Origin of the sequence: Nostoc sp. C117 (genome assembly GCF_043099735.1) — a bacterium.
Classification (GTDB): domain Bacteria; phylum Cyanobacteriota; class Cyanobacteriia; order Cyanobacteriales; family Nostocaceae; genus Nostoc.
In genome coordinates this window covers 579,881-600,289 of the sequence record NZ_CP170991.1, presented here as the reverse complement: position 1 = coordinate 600,289, position 20,409 = coordinate 579,881, and the positions used below count along the sequence as shown (strand labels likewise).

At 39.5% G+C, this 20,409-nt stretch carries 8 protein-coding genes and 2 pseudogenes; 6 read left to right on the top strand and 4 right to left on the bottom strand.

Features of this window, described 5'->3' with window-relative positions:
* Positions 1–150 precede the first annotated feature (150 nt).
* Positions 151–1,398 carry an ISL3 family transposase gene (locus tag ACFG4S_RS04245; RefSeq protein ID WP_392531164.1) on the bottom strand — a complete coding sequence of 416 codons (1,248 nt, stop codon included), beginning with the start codon at positions 1,396–1,398 and terminating at the stop codon, positions 151–153.
* A gap of 322 nt (positions 1,399–1,720) precedes the next feature.
* On the opposite strand from ACFG4S_RS04245, the gene ACFG4S_RS04240 reads away from it, so the two are divergent.
* From ACFG4S_RS04240 to ACFG4S_RS04220, 5 genes and pseudogenes are all read left to right on the top strand, one after another.
* On the top strand, positions 1,721–2,737 hold the full coding sequence (locus ACFG4S_RS04240; protein WP_392533618.1) for an NB-ARC domain-containing protein: 1,017 nt from the start codon (positions 1,721–1,723) through the stop codon (positions 2,735–2,737).
* Between the two features lie 302 nt (positions 2,738–3,039).
* A pseudogene (locus ACFG4S_RS04235) lies at positions 3,040–3,174 on the top strand (pyruvate synthase); the annotation flags it as partial.
* Positions 3,164–3,313, top strand: a complete 150-nt coding sequence (locus ACFG4S_RS04230) for a hypothetical protein (protein WP_392533617.1) — start codon at positions 3,164–3,166, stop codon at positions 3,311–3,313. The pseudogene ACFG4S_RS04235 and the gene ACFG4S_RS04230, both read left to right, overlap by 11 nt.
* A 541-nt stretch (positions 3,314–3,854) precedes the next feature.
* Positions 3,855–9,278: an AAA family ATPase gene (locus tag ACFG4S_RS04225; protein WP_392533616.1), complete on the top strand. Its 5,424-nt coding sequence runs from the start codon at positions 3,855–3,857 to the stop codon at positions 9,276–9,278.
* Positions 9,279–9,477: 199 nt separating this feature from the next.
* A complete protein-coding gene (locus ACFG4S_RS04220; RefSeq protein ID WP_392533615.1) occupies positions 9,478–14,919 on the top strand; it encodes an AAA family ATPase in 5,442 nt (1,813 codons plus the stop codon).
* A 364-nt stretch (positions 14,920–15,283) separates the two neighbouring features.
* On the opposite strand, the pseudogene ACFG4S_RS04215 reads toward ACFG4S_RS04220, so the two are convergent.
* Positions 15,284–15,382: pseudogene (locus tag ACFG4S_RS04215) on the bottom strand (IS5/IS1182 family transposase); the annotation flags it as partial.
* A 275-nt stretch (positions 15,383–15,657) separates the two neighbouring features.
* On the opposite strand from ACFG4S_RS04215, the gene psbA reads away from it, so the two are divergent.
* Positions 15,658–16,740 (top strand): photosystem II q(b) protein, encoded by a 1,083-nt coding sequence (psbA, locus tag ACFG4S_RS04210; RefSeq protein ID WP_392531032.1) that lies wholly within the window; start codon positions 15,658–15,660, stop codon positions 16,738–16,740.
* Between the two features lie 158 nt (positions 16,741–16,898).
* On the opposite strand, the gene ACFG4S_RS04205 is transcribed toward psbA, so the two are convergent.
* Together ACFG4S_RS04205 and ACFG4S_RS04200 are read right to left on the bottom strand one after the other, a co-directional pair.
* Positions 16,899–17,867 carry a TauD/TfdA dioxygenase family protein gene (locus tag ACFG4S_RS04205; protein ID WP_392533614.1) on the bottom strand — a complete coding sequence of 323 codons (969 nt, stop codon included), beginning with the start codon at positions 17,865–17,867 and terminating at the stop codon, positions 16,899–16,901.
* 358 nt (positions 17,868–18,225) lie between these two features.
* Entirely contained in the window at positions 18,226–20,406 is a 2,181-nt protein-coding gene (locus ACFG4S_RS04200) for a CHASE2 domain-containing protein (protein WP_392533613.1), read from the bottom strand.
* Positions 20,407–20,409 lie beyond the last annotated feature (3 nt).

The window sequence follows — 20,409 nt, the reverse complement described above, 5'->3', positions numbered from 1 at the left end:
ACATAAAATTAGCTGAATTAGTTCACTTCATTCAGCCTGAAAAAATGTTTTAAATTTGTGTTCCTTAAGATAATTTTTGAAAAAGTCCTTTGAAGAGGTGTAGTTATAACTAACAAGACTTGATGGTTCTTCAGTACATAATATGCTTAACTAATAGGTTAAATGCCAATTTAACAAGCATCTAACTCGGAAATTATCAAAGTTTCTAAATCCATAGCCGGAACGTTTAATTAGCTTAAGTTTGTTATTAATGCCTTCCACAACACCACTAGTTGTCCCATTATCAAAGTAAGCAATAATCTCATCAAACCAACGGATAATAGTATTGTTACTCTTGGGAAAATATTTTTTAGCTTTTGCTAACCACATCCCGAGTTTAAAAACTCCCGGATACCAGTTATCTGTCTTATTGAAAATCTTTCTAATTTTTTCTTTTAATTCATGCATTTCTTTGAGAATAGGAGATAAATTTTTCACTTCATAAAGTTTGTTTATCTGCTCTTCATTTAAGTCTGACTCATTTTTCAATAAAACGTATTTACTATTTTTTAGTCCCGACAATACTTTTTCGTACTTAGATTTTTTTGATAATGATTGCGCTTTTTTAACTAATTCTTCTAGATTCCGCTTCTCTTGTTTTCTTTGTGTATCTAGTTCTTTATTGATTTGTGTCATCACATGAAATCTATCTGCTACTACTTGAGCATTGGGCATTAATTCTGTTACTACATTTTTGTAACCTACCCACAAATCTATACTCACTTCCTCAATTCGTGCTAAAACCTCAGTTCCCCACTCTATAAGGGTTTTCTTTACTACCTCTTGTGTGCGCCCACTTAACAAAGTTATTAATTTAGATGTATCTAAATCTATTAATACTGCACAGTAATTACCCTTGCCTTTAACTAGAGCTATTTCATCAATTCCAAGCCTTTTTATAAAATCAGGTTTGTTATCAGATAATTTTTCTGAGGCATCTTTTAACATTCTTTCTATTTCTTCTGTTGTCACTATCCCTTTATTTGCTACACTATGGATATCATTTTCTACAACATCTTGTATTATCTTGTCTGCTAGCCGTTTTGTATAAGTTCTTTTCTTACTTACAAAATCTAGCTTTTCACTAAACGGTTTTTCACATTTTTCACATTTGAATTGTCTCCTATTTATTTCTAAAAATACTGGCTTTTCTCCAAAAGGTAAGTCTTTAACAACGTATCGATGATTTTGATGTAATCTATGGCTTTTTGTACCACAGCGAGGACAATTACTGTATGATTTTGTTGATTCAGTTTGTAAAATCATTCCTATCCCCTCATGAATCCGATGAGATATAACTTTCACATCTTTTAAATCAAGAAGCGCTGTTAGGATTTTAATATTTTGTTTCCTATTCATGACTGTAAATACACAAAAAAATATTTCTCTTGTAATTACAGCTAACAACAAATATGCTTTATAAGTCAATTAGGTCAAAGTTTTTTCTCAATAGCTGATACGATTATTTTTATTTATTAAGCTTTTTGGCTAACAATTTAGCATAACAAGTGCTGAAGAACCGACTTGATTGAGTTGTAAATAACTTTATAGTTTTGGCAGCTGAAGTTATTTAATGCTGTCTTGTATGAGTCATTTTCTGTTTGTTGGTGCATTTTAACGATGCACCACAGATAGCCATGTTTATCTATCAAAAATACATTTAAAATCTGCAAAATTCCCAATGAAATCCCAGCCAAACAGCCGTAGACGTGGTGTAATCCTAACATCTCAAGGATTGCAGAAACTCCAAGATGCAAAATCTGAATCGGAAAATTATGAAAATTTCGGTAAACGTTATACTCGTGAAGCCTTAGGCTTTCGTATGGCATTAGATCCAGATACGGTAGCAAAGGTATTTGCCTGTGAAATGGGGGTAGATCGACAAACTTTGAAATACTGTTTCCAAGCATTTAAACTACAACTAGAACCTAATGACTATCAGTTGGCCAATCCCGATATAAATCCACAGCAAAACGACACAAAAATTCCCAATCGAATTGATTGGGGAGAAGCACCAGACGTATCCCTTTTTTACGGACGCACAGAAGAACTGGCAATTCTCAAGCACTGGATTTTAGCTACATCTGGTGAAAATCAGGCAATTCCCTGCCGTCTGATTACCTTATTGAGTATGGGTGGTATGGGCAAAACCTGGTTATCCGTGAAGCTTGCACAACAACTTCAGGATCGGTTTGAATTCGTGATTTGGCGATCGCTCCTCCCTGCTCCTCCAGTTAAAGATCTTCTGGCAGATTTGATCGCCGTTCTATCCGATGGTAAAGAAACCGATCTGCCAGAATCATTAAATCACAGAATCTCACGGCTGATTCATTATTTGCAACGTCATCGTTGCTTACTGGTTTTAGATGGTGCTGACAGAATTCTCCAAGAATGTGCTGCTCTAGAGATCAATTGTCGAGACTGCATCTGGCTCCACCAGACAACCAACGGCGAATACTGCGAGTTGTTTCGGAGAGTGGGAGAAACCACCCATCAAAGTTGCTTAATTTTGACCAGTCGCGTTAAATGTCATGAGATCGCCCGGCTTGAAGGAGAGACAAGACCTGTGCGAGTATTCTCTCCCCAAGGATTACAGGTTACAGACGAAGAACGCCAAATTTCAGCCGACAGCATTTTAGGATTAAGAACATCAATGTTAAGAGGTAAAAGGGACTGGGGACTAGGGATTGGGGACTGAGTTTTCACTCGTAAAAATTAGACTCCTTGCAAAAGTCTTATTATTACCTTGTTCTTTACGCCTACCCTTCGGGAACGGCTTCGCCGAATGTGTTTCTGCGTGAGATAAAAACTTATTTATGTAAGAGGTCTATTTTGAAATTTGCTCTGACCCTTGCCAAATTTTGTGAAAATTTCCCAGACCTCAGCTCCTTTAAATAAGAAACCTCTGAAGTCTTCACAAGTTTCTCAACTTCTTAACCTAATGTCAAAAGTAGATCCAGCTTAGTCATTGCTAGCCCTTAGAGACACAGGTGCAAGAAAATGAACAAGAGAAGCTTTGCAACTATAGACGGCAATGAGGCTGTTGCCCAAGTCGTCTATCGACTCAATGAAGTCATTGCGATTTATCCCATTACTCCTTCTTCACCAATAGCTGAGTCGGCTGATGGTTGGGCCAGAAATTAGCCTGATTCATGGTCCTGGTTGCCCTGTTTGTGTTGCTCCTGTGGAATTATCGAGCGATCGCTTCACTCCCCGAAGTGATTTTTTGCTCTTTCGGCCATATGCTACGAGTCCCAGAAAGTTGGAGCGATAGAGAAATAGGACAAACAGAAAATAAAGCTTATCAATCACAAAGAGATTTATTAATATTTCAGATCGACTTTATCCATTTTTTGGTAAGGCTTAGACTTTAAGAGGTCAGGACAATCAGGAAAATCCTTAAATAAATTAAGGATTTTCCTAATGTGGTTTTTTTGTATTCAAGGTTAATCTTATAAAATATTGACAAATTAATGTTTCATTATGTAACTTATACAACTTCAATTATTTTCAAAAATCTTTTCTAAGCCCTGATTTATGGGAGGCTACGCGTAGTTGCTTGTACGCAGGAGTAGAGCAGAATAAAAATTATAAATCAAATAATTATAGACTTATTTGATATGTGCTTAATAATTCATTTAATAAAATAGCTGAACTTGGTATTTGTTCATCTACTTGACCTTTTAGTGCTAGTTAAAAGTCCACATAACTCTTCATTATCTCTTGATAAAAGTATCATTAATTCCACCAATGCAATCGGAGTTAAAATAATTGATATTAGAGAAATATGAAGAATGTAAAAGGAGAAATATAGTATGTTTAGCACCAAAATTAGTATTCGCAGTTATGAAGTTAACGAAGAACTTTACAACGGTTCTCGGACTATAGTTTATCGGGGATATCGGGAAAGTGACTCCTTACCAGTGGTGATTAAACTACTGAAAAATCCTTATCCTAGCTTTAGCGAACTCGTACAATTTCGTAATCAGTACACCATTACCAAAAATCTCAACTATCCCGGAATCATTCAAACTTATACCCTGGAAGCATATCAGAATGGTTATATATTAGTAATGGAAGATTTTGGAGGAGTTTCTCTTAAGGATTATTTCGCCAAAAATAATAATGTCGCTTCTCTAGATAAATTATTAAAAATTGCAATATCTCTGTGTGACACCTTAGATATACTCTCCCGTTATCAAATTATTCATAAAGATATAAAACCCGCCAATATATTAATTAATCCTGAAACCGACGAAGTAAAGCTAATTGACTTTAGTATTGCCTCTTTGTTACCACGAGAAACTCAAACGCTCATTAGCCCTAATGTATTAGAAGGGACGCTGGCTTATATTTCCCCAGAACAAACAGGAAGAATGAATCGGGGGATTGACTACCGGACTGACTTTTATTCTTTAGGTATTACTTTTTATGAATTACTTACAGGAAAGTTACCCTTTCAATCAAATGATGTGATGGAGTTAGTCCATTGTCATATTGCTAAACAACCTCCACTTTTAGGGAATAGGGAACAGATTCCGCAAGTTCTCTGTGACATTGTGACCAAATTAATGGCAAAAAATGCCGAAGACCGTTATCAGAGTGCATTAGGGCTGAAATTTGATTTAGAAATTTGTTTAGCTCAGCTAAAAGAAATTGGCAGAATTGAGAGTTTTCCAATTGCTCAACGAGATGTGTGCGATCGCTTCATTATTCCTGATAAACTCTATGGAAGAGAGACAGAAGTAGAAACCCTACTCCAAGCATTTGAAAGGGTTAGCCAAGGTGCAACTGAAATGATGCTGGTAGCAGGGTTTTCCGGTATTGGTAAAACTGCGGTTGTTAACGAAGTTCATAAACCGATTGTTCGTCAACGCGGTTACTTTATTAAAGGCAAATATGACCAATTTAATCGGAATATTCCCTTCAGTGCTTTTGTGCAAGCTTTCCGAGATTTAATGGCACAATTGTTAACAGAAAGTGACCCTAAAATTCAGGAATGGAAAACTAAGATATTATCAGCTGTTGGTGACAATGGACAGGTAATTATTGAAGTTATCCCTGAATTAGAAAAAATCATTGGTCAACAAACACCTGCTACAGAATTATCAGGAACTGCGGCACAAAATCGATTTAATCTATTATTCCAGAAATTCACCCAAGTCTTTACCAGTGACAAACATCCATTAGTGATGTTTTTAGATGATTTGCAATGGGCTGATTCGGCATCACTGATGTTAATGCAGCTATTAATGGCTGATACAAAGCATTTTTTATTAATTGGCGCTTATCGTGATAACGAAGTCAAACCGGCACACCCGTTAATGTTGACTTTGAATGATATCCAAAAAACAGCAGCCACGATTAATACGATTACTTTAGCACCACTGAGTGAAGAGCAGGTAAATCAATTAGTTGCTGACACACTGAAATGCTCAGAAAATTTGGCATGGACTCTTTCTCGCTTGGTATTTCAGAAAACTCAAGGTAATCCATTTTTTGCTACACAGTTCCTCAAAGCATTACATCAAGATGGATTAATTGAATTTAACTTCGAGTCAGGGTGTTGGCAATGTGATATCACCCACATAAATCAGCGATCGCTCACAAATGATATCGTTGAATTTATGGCATTGCAATTACAAAAGTTGCCAGAATCAACTCAAGAAATTTTAAAATTAGCTGCGTGTATCGGAAATCAGTTTGATTTAGAAACATTAGCAATTGTTTGTAAACAATCAAAAATAGAAACGGCTGTTTGTTTGTGGAATGCTTTACAGGAAGGTTTGATTTTACCTCAAAGTGAGGTTTATAAGTTTTTTGTAGGGTCAGAAAATCAAACTGTTACTTCAGAAAATTCCGAAATTATTGGATATAAATTTCTCCACGATCGCATCCAACAAGCAGCTTATTCCTTGATTCCCTCAGAGCAAAAGCAAAAAACACATTTCATGATTGGTCAATTGTTGTTGCAAGGGTTATCCGAACAAGAACAACAAGAACGGATTTTTGACCTAGTAAACCAATTGAATTTAGGACTTGGTGCGATCGCTGAAGATGTTTCCCTTTCGAGTATCACCATCCATGAACAGAAAAAACAACAAGCTCACTTAAACCTACAAGCAGGACAAAAGGCAAAACTATCGGCAGCTTATCAAGCATCCCTGAGTTATTGTACTACTGGGATTGATTTATTACCTGCAACCGCTTGGCAGACTGACTATGAATTAATGTACAATTTGCACCGCGAGGGTTCAGAAGCAGCTTATCTGTGTGGTGATTTTGATCGAGCCGAAGTCCTTTATGGGGAAGGACTGAGCTATGCTCAAACTCCCCTGGACAAAGCGGTGATTTATCGCGTGCAGATGACTCAATATCAGCTTCAAGGACGCAATGCAGAAGCGATCGCTATGCAACGCCAAAGTTTACAACTACTTGACTGGGAACTACCAAAAGAACAAGAGTTGATTCAAGAAAGTCTGGACAGAGAAATTGCCATAGTTAACAGATTTTTAGAACAGCAGACTGTTGAATCGATTCTCAATCTTCCCAAAATGTCAGATGCAAGTATTGCAGAAATGTTGCGAATTTTACAAATTCTCTTCTATGCTGCATGGCTTGATGGTCAACCGACTTTAGGGTTGCTGGTACTCGCCAAGATGACAACGTTATCTTTGCAGTATGGTAACAGCGATATGTCCCCCTTTAGCTATGCCGGCTATGCCTTAATTGCCAATGCCATTCTCAAGGACTTGAGAACAGCTTATCAGTTCGGAGAAATGGCGGTGCAGCTTTGCGAACAGTTTGACAATGCAGATGTTCGGGGAATGACTAATTTTCTCTTTGCGGCGGATGTCCATAGCTGGAGTCATCCAATTAGAGAAGCAGATAAATATTATGACAACGCCTATAAGTATGGCATGGAAGCAGGAAACTGGCTGACCGTTGGCTTTGCGATCATGCAAAGTGGTTCCGATCGCCTCACTTATGGTAAAAATCTAGATGAACTATATGCGATCGCCCAAGCTCATGCAGATTTTCTCCGTCACATCAAAAGTTTAGAGAACTTAGATGCTTTAATGGCCGGAGTTATTCAACCAATTCGCAATCTTCTTGGTTTAACAAAAACTCTCTTTAGCTTTGATGACGATAGTTTCAGTGAAGCTGAGTATTTACAAAAATATGCCAATACTCCTTATCATCTGGCTTGGTTATATTCGGTCAAAATTCGTCATGCTTATTTATTTGATCACAAAGCCGCATACCCAGATTTAATTCCCCAACTGAGCATAATTGAAAACACAATTTCCAGTCATGCTAAAGTTCCTTCTAGCGTGTTTTATGTAGCATTAATGCACCTATCTCTAGCCGAAATTGCTAGCGACGAACAAGAGCATCAGTTTCATTGCGAAGCCTTGATTCCCCTAGAAGAACGCTTAAATAATTGGGCGAAAGCCTGTCCAGAAAATATTCTCCACAAGTGTCTGCTAATACAAGCAGAAAAAGCACGACTAAAGGGACAAAAAGTAGAGGCACTTGATTTTTACGAACAAGCCATCGCTCAAGCTAAACATCAAGGTTATGGTTACGAACAAGCCCTGTCCAACGAACTTGCAGCTAAATTTTTCCTTAATTGGGGGAAAGAAAAAGTCGCCTCAGATTATCTACATGAAGCTTACTATTGCTATAGCCGTTGGGGCGCAAAAGCCAAAATCTCGGACTTAGAAAAATGCTATCCCCAACTTCTCAAACCCATTCTAGAACAGCAACTACTCACCCTCAACCCTCTAGAAAGTATTAGCTTTCGTGCGACTTCCTCTTCTACTCGCACTTCTACCACAGGTGGTACCAGTGTTTCCGATCCTCTAGATTTAACCTCTGTCCTTAAAGCCGCTCAAGCTATTTCCAGCTCTCTAGAATTAGATCAACTCATTGCCCACCTGACTCGCATTATCCTAGAAAACTCTGGTGCAAAAAAAGCTGTACTGCTGCTTCCTCAAGAAGAGATTTGGCAAGTTCGAGCAATTACCTTTATCGAACATCAAGAAATACAAACTATCCTCGAAAAACAATCACTAGACAATTGTCAAAACATTCCTGTAAATATTATTTATTATGTCAAAAATACCCAAGAAACAGTTGTGATTGATAATTGTAAAACAAATATACCTGGTTTAATTGGGGAATATATATTGCAACATCAACCCCAAAGTGTATTTTGTACTCCGATTATTAATCAAGGGCATTTAGTGGGAATTCTCTACCTAGAAAATCAACTGAATCAAGGGGTATTTACTAACGATCGTATCAGCATCATTCACTTATTATCTTGTCAAGCAGCAATATCCCTAGAAAATGCTCGACTATATCAACAAGCTGGGCAAGCATTACAAGATTTACAACAAGCACAACTGCAAATTATCCAAAGTGAGAAAATGTCTGCGCTGGGTAATTTAGTTGCTGGAGTAGCCCATGAAATGAATAATCCTTTAGGTTTTATTTCTGCGACTCTCGAACAAGCTAAACCGACGCTGAATGATATTGTTGAACACTTGAATTTATATCAAGAAACCCTGACTAACAAGAGTGATAAAATCCAAAATCACGCCGAAGAAATTGACTTAGCTTATACCTTAGAAGACTTACCAAAAATGATAGATGCAATGGTGATGGCTTGCGATAGGTTGAAAAATATCAGTACTAGTCTCCGCACTTTCTCCCGTGCTGATAAAGATTGCAAAGTACCATTTAATATTCACGAAGGAATTGACAGTACAGTGTTAATCCTCAAACATCGCTTAAAAGCCAATGAAGAACATCCCGTAATTGAAGTAATTACTAGCTATGGTAATTTACCCTTGATTAATTGTTTTCCAGGACAATTAAATCAGGTATTTATGAATCTTATAGCTAATGCAATTGATGCCTTTGAAGAATCAAATGCTGGGCGGAGTTATGCAGAAATTCAAGCTAATCCGAACTGGATTAAAATTACAACATTACAGTCAGATAAATACGTAAAAATATGCATTGCTGATAATGGTCAAGGAATTAGTGAAGCAGTCAAACAAAAGATTTTCGATCATTTATTTACTACTAAAGAGGTGGGTAAAGGAACTGGTTTAGGATTAGCGATCGCTAAGTCTATTGTGGTAGAAAAACATCACGGCAGTTTAGATGTGAATTCTACCCCAGGTAAGGGAAGTGAATTTGTCATTACCTTACCGATTCTGGCTTGATTTAGGAAACAAGGCAGTTTATTAGGCCATATACATATAAGGGTTTATCAAACATTTGTCCTGCTAGATAGCTTATCTCTTTTGAGATATTGCGACATTAGTTAACATTTAGCTAATGACAAGACTTACAAAGTGTAGACCCATTCTGCACAGCTTTGCAAACATAATAAATCAATTTGCATCAATAATACATATATAAATGGCTACTCAAACTTCTCACTTAATCATTCCTGGATATCAAATTAATTCTCAACTGTATACAGGTTCCAGAACCAAAGTATATCGAGCTATAAGAAAGCAAGATAAACTCCCTGTGGTCATCAAATTTCTGATTTCAGAGTATCCCAGTTTCCACGAGTTACTACAATTTCGTAATCAATATACTATTAGCAAACATCTCAAGATTGCTGGGATTGTTCATGCTTTATCATTAGAAGCCTATGGTAATAGTTATATTCTAGTGATGGAAGATATTGGGGGAATTTCCTTAAACGAATATATTCAAAGTAATACCCTTTCTCTAGTTGAGTTTTTATCAATCGCCATTCAATTAACCAAGGTTCTCCATGATTTGCACCAAAATCGGGTAATTCATAAAGATATCAAACCTGCAAATATTCTGATTAACCCACAAACAAAACAAATTCAACTGATTGATTTTAGTATCGCTTCATTACTGCCTAAAGAAAACGAAGAAATTAAAAGTCCAAATGTTTTGGAAGGAACTCTGGCTTATATCTCCCCAGAACAAACTGGCAGGATGAATCGAGGAATAGACTACCGCAGCGATTTTTATTCCCTTGGGGTCACATTTTATGAATTATTAACAGGAGAATTACCATTTGACAGTAGCGATCCGATGGAGTTGGTGCATTGTCATCTGGCGAAGATGCCTATGGCATTAGACAACAGAAAAAAAATTCCGCAGGTAGTTGCAGATATTATCATCAAGTTGATGGCGAAAAACGCTGAAGATCGATATCAAAGTGCCTTGGGATTACAATCAGATTTAGAAAAATGTCTTGCCCAGTTCCAAGAAATTGGTAGAGTTGAAAATTTTGAAATTGGTCAGCGAGATATTTGCGATCGCTTTTTAATTCCTGAAAAACTCTATGGACGAGAATCAGAAGTTGCTACCTTGTTGCAAGCTTTTGAGCGCGTCGTCAATGGTACATCGGAAATGATGCTGGTGGCAGGATTTTCGGGAATTGGCAAAACAGCTGTTGTGAATCAACTCCACAAGCCGATTATCCGTCAGCAAGGATACTTTATCAAAGGTAAGTTTGACCAGTTCAATCGCAATGTTCCCTTCTCAGCTTTTGTGCAAGCTTTGTGCAATTTAATGGGGCAATTGTTGTCAAAATCGGACGCACAATTGGCACAGTGGCGAAGCCGGATTCTTGAAGTTGTGGGGGATAATGGACAAGTTCTCATTGAAGTCATTCCTGAACTAGAACGGTTAATTGGCAAACAACCTCTTGCGCCAAAACTGTCAGCAACCGCGTCCCAAAATCGGTTTAACTTATTGTTCCAAAAGTTTATTGCCGTCTTTACTAAATCAGAACATCCACTGGTAATATTTTTGGATGACTTACAGTGGGCAGATTTGGCTTCCCTCCAGTTGATTAAACTGCTGATGGAGGATAACAGCTATCTGCTGTTGTTGGGGGCTTATCGAGATAATGAAGTGTCGCCTGTACACCCTTTTATATTGATGGTGGAGGAACTGAAAAAAGTTGGCAAGACTGTCAATACAATTACCCTTGCTCCCCTTTCCTTGAATGATACCAATCAGTTGATTGCTGATACATTACATTGTGGCAATGAGTCAGCACAGTCTTTGACAGAATTAATCTTTCGTAAGACACAAGGCAATCCCTTTTTTATCACTCAATTTCTCAAAGCATTACACGAAGATGGCCAAATTACGTTTCGCGATCGCGGTTATTGGGAATGCGATCTTGCTCAAATCAACACCCAATCTCTTAGCGATGATGTTGTAGAGTTTATCGCCCAACAGTTGCAGAAATTGCCTAGAGAAACGCAAAATGTCCTCAAGTTAGCTGCTTGCATCGGCAACCATTTTGATTTGGATACTTTGGCTATTGTTTCCGAACAATCACCAGCAGAGGCGGCAACAGCTTTATGGCAAGCTTTGCAGTCAGGACTGATTCTGCCCCAAGGTCAGATGTATAAATTTTATCTGAGCCATGAGCAAGGACAGACAAATAGTAACAACATCGAGAATGTCACTTATCGCTTTCTGCACGATCGCGTCCAACAAGCTGCCTACTTTTTAATTCCAGCAGAACAGAAGCGCCAGATTCATCGCACAATTGGCGAATTGCTACTGGGCTACACTACCAAAGTAGAGCTAGAAGAAAAAATCTTTGATATTGTCAACCAATTGAATTACGGTGTGGAACTAATTACCCAGCCCAGCAAACGCCAAGAACTGGCTGAGTTAAATTTAGTGGCAGGTAAGCGAGCGAAACTGGCTACAGCTTATGAGTCTGCATATACTTACTTCGATCGGGGAATTCATCTGTTGAGTTCAGATTGTTGGCAGAGTCAATACACCCTCGCCCTAGATTTATATGTGGGTGCGGCGGAGTCGGCTTGTCTGAAAACTGATTTTGAGAGGATGAAAGCTTTGTGTGACCACATTCTGACAGTTGTCACCAATATTCAGGATCGAGTGAAGATTTACGAACTCCTGATTTTTTACTATCACAATCAATCTCAGTTTTACGAAGCAGTAACGTTAGCGGTGCAAACCTTAAACCATCTAGGTGAAAAATTTCCAGCCGATCCTAATACTCAAGATTTTCTAGATGCACTTCAGACAACTACCGAGTTGATTCAGCAGGTGGGCTTTGAAAATTTGGCTGAACTCCCGCCTATGCAAAATGCTGAGAAACTAGCGGCGATGAAAATTCTCCGCTGCTCTTGCTTTCCTGCCTATTTTGCTGTACCAGAAATGTTAGGGTTGCTGGTGTGCCGACTGGTGGATGTGACATTGAAATATGGTCATTCGCCTTTAACTCCCTTTGCCTTTGGGATTTTTAGTGTATTAATTAACGCAGTTGTCGGGGATATTGAGCAGGGTAAACAATTTGGGGAATTAGCGATCGCTCTAGAACAGCAGCAGCCCGACTTAGAATACCGAGCCATGACATATAATGTCATCTACGGTTTATCACGCCATTTTTACAAACCTGTGCGCGATGCTCTCCAACCTCTAATTTCAGGTTATCAAAGCTTTGCTCAAAATGGAGATGCTGAAAATTGCGCTTACTGCCTGATCAATGCCTACTTTTGTGCAATTTTATCGGGACAGAATCTCAAAGATATTCAGACCGAATATGAGAAATACATTCAGTCGGTGATGGGATTGAAACAAGAACAAGTGATTCACCAATTGCATATTTGGATGCAGGTGGTTCATAACCTGACTGAATCTGCGGAAAATCCAGCTTTCCTCCAAGGTGAATATTTTGATATTGCGGTCAAGTTGCCCCAACTATATCAGGACAAAAACTTTAACACCATCAACTATGCTCATACAGCTCAGGCAATGCTGGCTTATTTGTTGGGTGACTATGAATGTTCTCTCTCTCATGCCTTGGCTACAGAACCACATTTAGGAGCTAGCACCGGCAAATTTTTTGTCTCAGCGCATAATTTATATTATTCACTATCTCTAACAGCTTTATATTCTCAGTCTTCTCCATCAGAGCAAAGTGAATATCTCAAAAAATTGCAGAGTAATCGGCAGAAAATGAAGAATTTGGCAAACTATTGTCCAGACAACTTTTTGCATCGATTTTTGCTGGTCGAGGCTGAGATTTACCGTCTGCAATATGACTTCTGTACTGCCATTGACCTATACGATCGCGCCATAGCCGTAGCAAAAGATAATGGCTACCTCCAAGAAGAAGCACTCAGCAATGAGCTGACCGCTAAATTCTACCTGAATTGGGGTAAACAAAAAATTGCTGCCAGTTATATGCAGTCAGCTTATTATTGTTACGCTCGTTGGGGCGCTAAAACCAAAACCGATGATTTAGAACACCGCTACCCCGATTTACTGCACCCAATTTTAGAGCAAGTCACGCCAAACTGGAGTCCACTAGAAACATTGGCAACTCTTACCACTTCTAATATCTCACTTCCTGCGTCTACAAAAGCCACCTATGTTGTTAGTAAGAGTCTGAATACAACTCTAGATTTTGCCGCCGTCCTCAAAGCCTCCCAAAATCTTTCCAGTACGATTCATCTTGACGAACTGCTGCGCCAACTAACTCAAATTATTCTGCAAAACTCTGGTGGCGATCGTTGTGCTTTAATCCTCCCTAATAGCAATGGCAAGTGGTATCTGCAAGCCATTGCCACATCAGAAACAACTCAACTTTACTCAGAACCACTGGAGGGGAATCTCAGTATACCAGTGAAGCTAATTCAATATGTCAAAAACACCCAAGAAATGGTGATGATTGATCGTCTCAAAACGGATCTGCCGGTGATCGATGAATATTTAACCCAGCAGCTACCTCAAAGTCTTTTATGCTTACCGATTCTCCATCAAGGAAATTTGATTGGAATTTTGTATTTGCAGAATCGCTCTACCAGTGGGGTGTTTACTAGCGATCGCATTCTCATTCTCGACTTCCTTTGCACCCAAGCCGCCATTTCTTTGGAAAATGCTAGATTGTATCAGCAAGTCGCCAACTATTCTCAAAACCTAGAAGCAGAAGTAGAGCAAAAAACTCAGGCACTCAACCAAAAAGCCCAAGATTTAGAACAAGCCTTGCAACATCTGCAAAAAACCCAGTCACAATTAATTCATACCGAAAAAATGTCATCCCTTGGTCAACTGGTGGCAGGAATTGCTCATGAAATTAACAATCCCATTAGTTTTATTAATGGTAATCTCAATCATCTAGAAAATTACATCGTCGATTTGATGAGTTTACTGGCACTTTATCAAGAGGAATATACTCAACCTAGTTCTAAAATTCAAGCCAAACGTGAAGAAATAGAGGTTGATTTTGTCTGTCAGGATGCAATTAATATTTTAGAATCAATCAAAACAGGAAGCGATCGCATTAGCAAAATTGTCTTGAGTTTACGTAATTTTTCTCGGTTAGATGAAGCACCGATTAAAGCTGTAGATTTACACAGTGGGATTGAAAGTACACTATTAATTTTGCAAAATTGCTTACAATCTGGCGAACATCAGCCGGAGATACAAGTAATTAAAGAATATGGTAATCTCCCAACTATCACTTGCTATCCCGCCCAGCTTAATCAAGTATTTTTACATATTTTGAATAATGCCATTGATGCAATTCGAGAATATGGTAGAAATACCAAACAGCCACAAATACGGATTCGTACTGAAGCGATCGATAATCAGCAAATACGTATTGCGATCGCTAATACTGGTAGTTTTATTCCAGTTCATATTCAAGAACGGATATTTGAACCATTTTTTACTACTAAACCTGTAGGGCGCGGTACAGGGTTAGGATTATTCGTCAGCTATTCTATTATTAAAAAACATGGTGGCAATATCACTGTTAATTCCCTACCACACAACCAAACAGAATTTGTAATTTTAATTCCGATTACAAATTAGGGATTTCCAAGTAAAAAAAATATTCCATCGTTGTGTATGCAGAGGAGGCAGAGGAGAATCAATCTGCCACTATGAAAATGGGATAATTTATTTTCTGGAAGTCCCTTTGAATGAAGTGTCACAAAAAATTCAAACTTTTACTTTGTATTAAGGGCTATCCTGCAGGAACGCAACTCTTAGAGAGGCTCCGCCAACGCGAAAAAGTGAGATCATCGTCCAATGAGCAGGGGGAGCAGGGGAGGTAGGAGGAGTAAAGAGAATATTGAGTAATTTTTACTACTAAAATATGGGAAAATACACTTAATTTATTGATTCCCCCCCTTGCCTCCTCTGCATCCCCTGCCTCCCCTGCTTATCCGAAGGGTTGCCCTAGTGTCAGGTGAAAAGTCAGTGGGTTGCCCAAAGCATCCACCACAGTATGAATCTTGGTACTCAATCCGCCTTTGCTGCGACCAATAGCTTCAGTAGTCTAAATACAAAAAAGTAATAGCACTTGGTTCGGGAATCATATTCCCGAACCAATTCCCCCTTTCCAGATGCCGTGAAAAGTCAGCGATCGCTTACCACCAGTCTAAAGTGCGATCGCACCTTCTTACGCTTTAAATAAGTAAAGCTAATGATTTACATTAGTTTTACTAAATTAATAAAACTTGATTAAATTATGTAAATCAGTGTTAAAGTATTTTTACAGGCAAAACAAACATGTCTGATTCATTTAACTACCGCATTTATAAAACAATGACAGCAACCATTCAACGCCGCGAAAGCGCCAACGTATGGGAGCGGTTTTGTAGCTGGATCACCAGCACCAACAACCGCTTATACATCGGCTGGTTCGGAGTATTGATGATTCCAACCCTGCTAGCCGCAACAGCTTGCTTCGTAATTGCCTTCATCGCCGCACCACCAGTAGACATCGATGGTATCCGCGAACCAGTAGCAGGTTCCTTGATGTACGGAAACAACATCATCTCCGGTGCAGTTGTTCCTTCTTCTAACGCCATTGGTTTACACTTCTACCCAATTTGGGAAGCAGCATCCTTAGATGAGTGGCTTTACAACGGTGGTCCTTACCAATTGGTAATATTCCACTTCCTAATCGGCGTATTCTGCTACTTAGGTCGGGAATGGGAATTATCTTACCGCTTGGGTATGCGTCCTTGGATCTGCCTAGCATTCTCAGCACCAGTAGCTGCCGCAACCGCAGTCTTCTTGATCTACCCCATCGGACAAGGATCATTTAGCGACGGTATGCCTTTGGGTATCTCCGGAACCTTCAACTTCATGATTGTGTTCCAAGCAGAACACAACATCTTGATGCACCCCTTCCACATGTTGGGTGTGGCTGGTGTATTCGGCGGTTCTTTGTTCTCCGCAATGCACGGTTCTTTGGTAACATCTTCTTTGGTTCGTGAAACCACCGAAAACGAATCACAGAACTACGGATACAAATTCGGTCAAGAAGAAGAAACCTACAACATCGTTGCGGCACACGGCTACTTCGGTCGCTTAATTTTCCAATACGCTTCCTTCAACAACAGCCGTTCACTGCACTTCTTCCTCGCAGCATGGCCTGTAATCGGCATCTGGTTCACCGCCTTGGGTGTAAGCACAATGGCGTTCAACTTGAACGGTTTCAACTTCAACCAATCAGTGATTGATTCTCAAGGTCGCGTCATCAACACTTGGGCTGATATCATCAACCGGGCTAACTTGGGTATGGAAGTAATGCACGAGCGTAATGCTCACAACTTCCCCCTAGATTTAGCGTCTGCACAAGCTGCTCCTGTAGCTCTGACTGCTCCTGCTATCAACGGTTAATAGCCAGCTAACTCAACTCAAGGTCAAATAAAATAAGATAAAAAGCGCTCTCCGAAAGGAGGGCGCTTTTTAATGAAAACCATTGACAGAATTAGAGACTTGGCTCAAATAAAAAAATCCACTGTATATTCTACAATCCGGTTTACCGACTTTGTAGCTTATGAAAGCACTGGTTCTCCTTTCAATTTCTCGGCTTTGTTCCTAAAGATTGTTGGTAATTCCTTACTGAACGCCTCACCTTCAACCACTTGCGAGCGGAAACCATCGACCCCAACAGGAACATCGCCCGTGATGGTAGTGCGATATAGCACACGCTCTACTTCTAGATGATCTAGATCCTGAGGGGCTAAATGCGAGGTGGCGCGGTTGTCCCAGAATGCGATGTCACCATTGTTCCAACGGAAGCGTGTAGTGTAGGCGGGCTTGGTAATCTGGTTGAAGAACAACTCAAGCAGTAGGTCGCTTTCTTGTCGTGATACGTCAAGAATGTGCGAGGTGAAGCCGGGGTTCACATACAAAGCACGTTCACCAGTCTCAGGATGAACCCTTACTACTGGGTGGATTGAGACTAAGGGATTGGCTGCGATGCGCTGGGCAATCTTGCTGTTGCTGGGCAGATTCAAACGCGCATTAAAGCGATGTTCGGCTTTTAATGTGTCAGCCAGTGCGCGCAGAGGTGCTGACAGACCCTCATAAGCTGCGACCAGATTAGTCCACTGTGTGTCACCACCAAAGCTGGGGACATTAACCGCACGCAAAATCGACGCCGCAGGGGGGTTGACAACGGCTGTCACATCAGTGTGCCAGCGGCTCTCATAGCTAGAACGGCGCAGACCATTGCGCCGCTCATAGCGACTGCGGTCAATCGGCAGGATTTCTGAGAAACCTTCAATCGGCTCATCCTCGTGCGGATGTGCGTAAGTCACTTCGCCGAAACGAGCTGTGAACGCAATCTGTGCGGCATGGTCGATGTTCTGACCGCGAAAGAAGACAACTTTCCACTTCAATAGTGCTTGACGAATTTCTTTGATTGCATCATCGTGCAAAGGACGCGAAAGATCCACACCGCTAATTTCGGCACCGATGAAACCAGCTACCTGTTTAACTTCAATGTGCTTGTTGCTCATGTAAATTCTCCAAAGTTTGGTCTATAGGGTAGTTTTCGCAAAGTCCGCTTCCTTTGGTTGCTGTCAAGGGTAATCAAAGAAAGCGATCGCATCTGACAAGATTATACTGTAATCCGATCAATTTACCGTATAATAAAAGTACCATATTTGAGACTGCTGCAACAACTAGAGATTTAGTCCTAGCAACAGTAAGTAAATAGAGACAGACTCTCTCGGTCTAATAAAATAAGTAGTTAGAGGATGTTTAAAAATTCCTCTTAGGCGATCGCCTGAAAATTGCCTAGTTTACGATAGCGATCGTTTCTGATTTGCAAAAGACGAAGAACAAATGACAAAGGGCACTTAAAGGCACATTAGCTTAGAGACTTTCGATAATTTTTAGCACTTCTGCTGCTGACTGATATCGTTGAGTGAAGTCAAAATGTACCATTTTATTTAAGATAACAACTAAATCGTTTGTAGTCTCAGCTACTTCGCGCCAACTGTGCCAAATCTGTTGATTGCCATCAGGTTCAGTTGGGATAATTACTTCACCAGCATTTGTATCTCTGCGAAATACTCTTGGATCTACTCCAGTTAAAGCTTGTATTCCCATAATTCCCAATGCATAAATATCGCTATTTAGCTTTGGTAATCCACTCATTTGCTCAGAAGGTGCATAGCTAGGAGTACCAATTGAAATAGTCTGATGTTCTTGTTGTTGGGGATGAATTTGTTTCACAGCACCAAAGTCAATTAAAACAATGTGCCGATCTGATTCTCGTCTAATCAAGTTACTAGGTTTAATATCTCGATGAATTACACCATAGCTGTGAACAAAAACAAGCACATTTAAAACTTCTTTGAGGATCTCCACAACTTCAGTTTGTTTTAATCGCTTACCAGAGGTTAGCTCTTTATCCATAGCGTGACCTCTAACAAATTCTTGCACTAGAGAAAATTGGTGATTTTCTTCAAAAAAAGCTAACAGTTGGGGAATTTGTGGGTGCTTACCTAAAGTTTCTAAAATTTCTGCTTCAGCATCGAATAACCGTCTGACAACATTTAAATATTCTGGATCTTGGCGGGGAGGTCGCAATTGTTTAACTACGCACTCAGGGTTACCAGGGCGCTTGATATCTTCAGCCAAATAAGTATTACTAAATCCTCCAGAACCCAAGCGATCAGTAATTTGATAACGGTTGTTGAGTAGCGTACCTAGTGCAATTTCTTGCCCAATGGAATCAGCAATTACTGTTGGCGCTTCATTGGAGGCGTCACCACGCTGGCGTAAAAGGGCTTGCAATTCGATAATTAATTGTTGGTGTTCTTGAACCCGTTGGGTAATTTCTTTTTGCTCTTGCTTGCTTTGATAAGAGGTGTAAGCAAGGACACTACCGGCGGTAAATACTAACCCCAACATCGGAGGTATTACTGGTAACCATCCAGCTTGAGTAAAAATGAGAAAATTAGCCCCAAATAACACTGCTAGAGCTGTTGCTCCTGCCAATCCTAAAGCTAATGGATACTGAATTCGCCATACCAATAAACCACCAATTACAGTCCATCCCCATATCCAAAGGACTTTACCCCACTCAGGGATAAACCAAAATAGAGGCTGTTGATTAAGAACAACACTGAGAATTTGACTAACGCTATGAGCATGAATTTCTATTCCTGCCATCTTGCCAGAATTATCTGATTTACCACTAGCAAATGGCGTATTAAAAATGTCATTTAAAGTATTTGCTGTTGAACCAATTAAGACGATACGACCTTTGACAAAATCTGGTTTGACTTGATTTGCAAGTACTTCTGTAATAGTTACCTGCTGGGCAATTTGATGACCAGAACGATAGTTAAGCAAAATTTGGTAACCATTTGTATCGGCTTTTTCATAACCACCTGCATTACTTTGCAGAGGTTTAAATATAATATTTCGTAACTTTAATTCTTTATTTGGAGTAAATTCTGGTTGGATACCACCAACTTCTAAATATTTTAGTGCTAGCTGCAAACTAAAAGAATATGTACCTTGACAAGGGTCAGATTCATCTGCACTTGCCAATAATAAATTGCGACGAATTGTCGAATCAGTATCTTCTACAACATCACTAAATCCTACTCGCTCTGGTTCAATCCCTTTTGGGGGTGCTGTTCCCGGATTTTTAGAACCAGAATGTTTGCAGATGGGAATAATGATATCGCTTTGTTGTAAGCGTTGCAGTAGTTTGTCATGACCAGGCTGTACTGGTATGTCACGAAAAATATCTAGACCAATGGCTCGCGGTTCATATTCCTCAAGTTTGCCCAATAGCCGATCTAAAAGTTCACTAGACAGCGGCCAATTCCATTTTTCGATATCCTTATCAGTTAAAGCAACAATCAACAAACGAGAGTCTGGACCTGGATCGGCACGTAATTGCATCATTTGGTCATAGACTTTCATTTCTAGAGGTTCAAAAACTCCAAGTTTTTGAATGCCTACTAGTAAAATTGTGGCGATCGCACTTGAAAAAATAATGGGCTGTCTAAATAAACTTTTAAAGTTTGCAAACATTTC

Coding starts and splice junctions, on each gene's coding strand:
- ACFG4S_RS04245 (WP_392531164.1), bottom strand. CDS start 1,398: ATGAATAGGAAACAAAATATTAAAATCCTAACAGCGCTTCTTGATTTA.
- ACFG4S_RS04240 (WP_392533618.1), top strand. CDS start 1,721: ATGAAATCCCAGCCAAACAGCCGTAGACGTGGTGTAATCCTAACATCT.
- ACFG4S_RS04230 (WP_392533617.1), top strand. CDS start 3,164: ATGGTTGGGCCAGAAATTAGCCTGATTCATGGTCCTGGTTGCCCTGTT.
- ACFG4S_RS04225 (WP_392533616.1), top strand. CDS start 3,855: ATGTTTAGCACCAAAATTAGTATTCGCAGTTATGAAGTTAACGAAGAA.
- ACFG4S_RS04220 (WP_392533615.1), top strand. CDS start 9,478: ATGGCTACTCAAACTTCTCACTTAATCATTCCTGGATATCAAATTAAT.
- psbA (WP_392531032.1), top strand. CDS start 15,658: ATGACAGCAACCATTCAACGCCGCGAAAGCGCCAACGTATGGGAGCGG.
- ACFG4S_RS04205 (WP_392533614.1), bottom strand. CDS start 17,867: ATGAGCAACAAGCACATTGAAGTTAAACAGGTAGCTGGTTTCATCGGT.
- ACFG4S_RS04200 (WP_392533613.1), bottom strand. CDS start 20,406: ATGTTTGCAAACTTTAAAAGTTTATTTAGACAGCCCATTATTTTTTCA.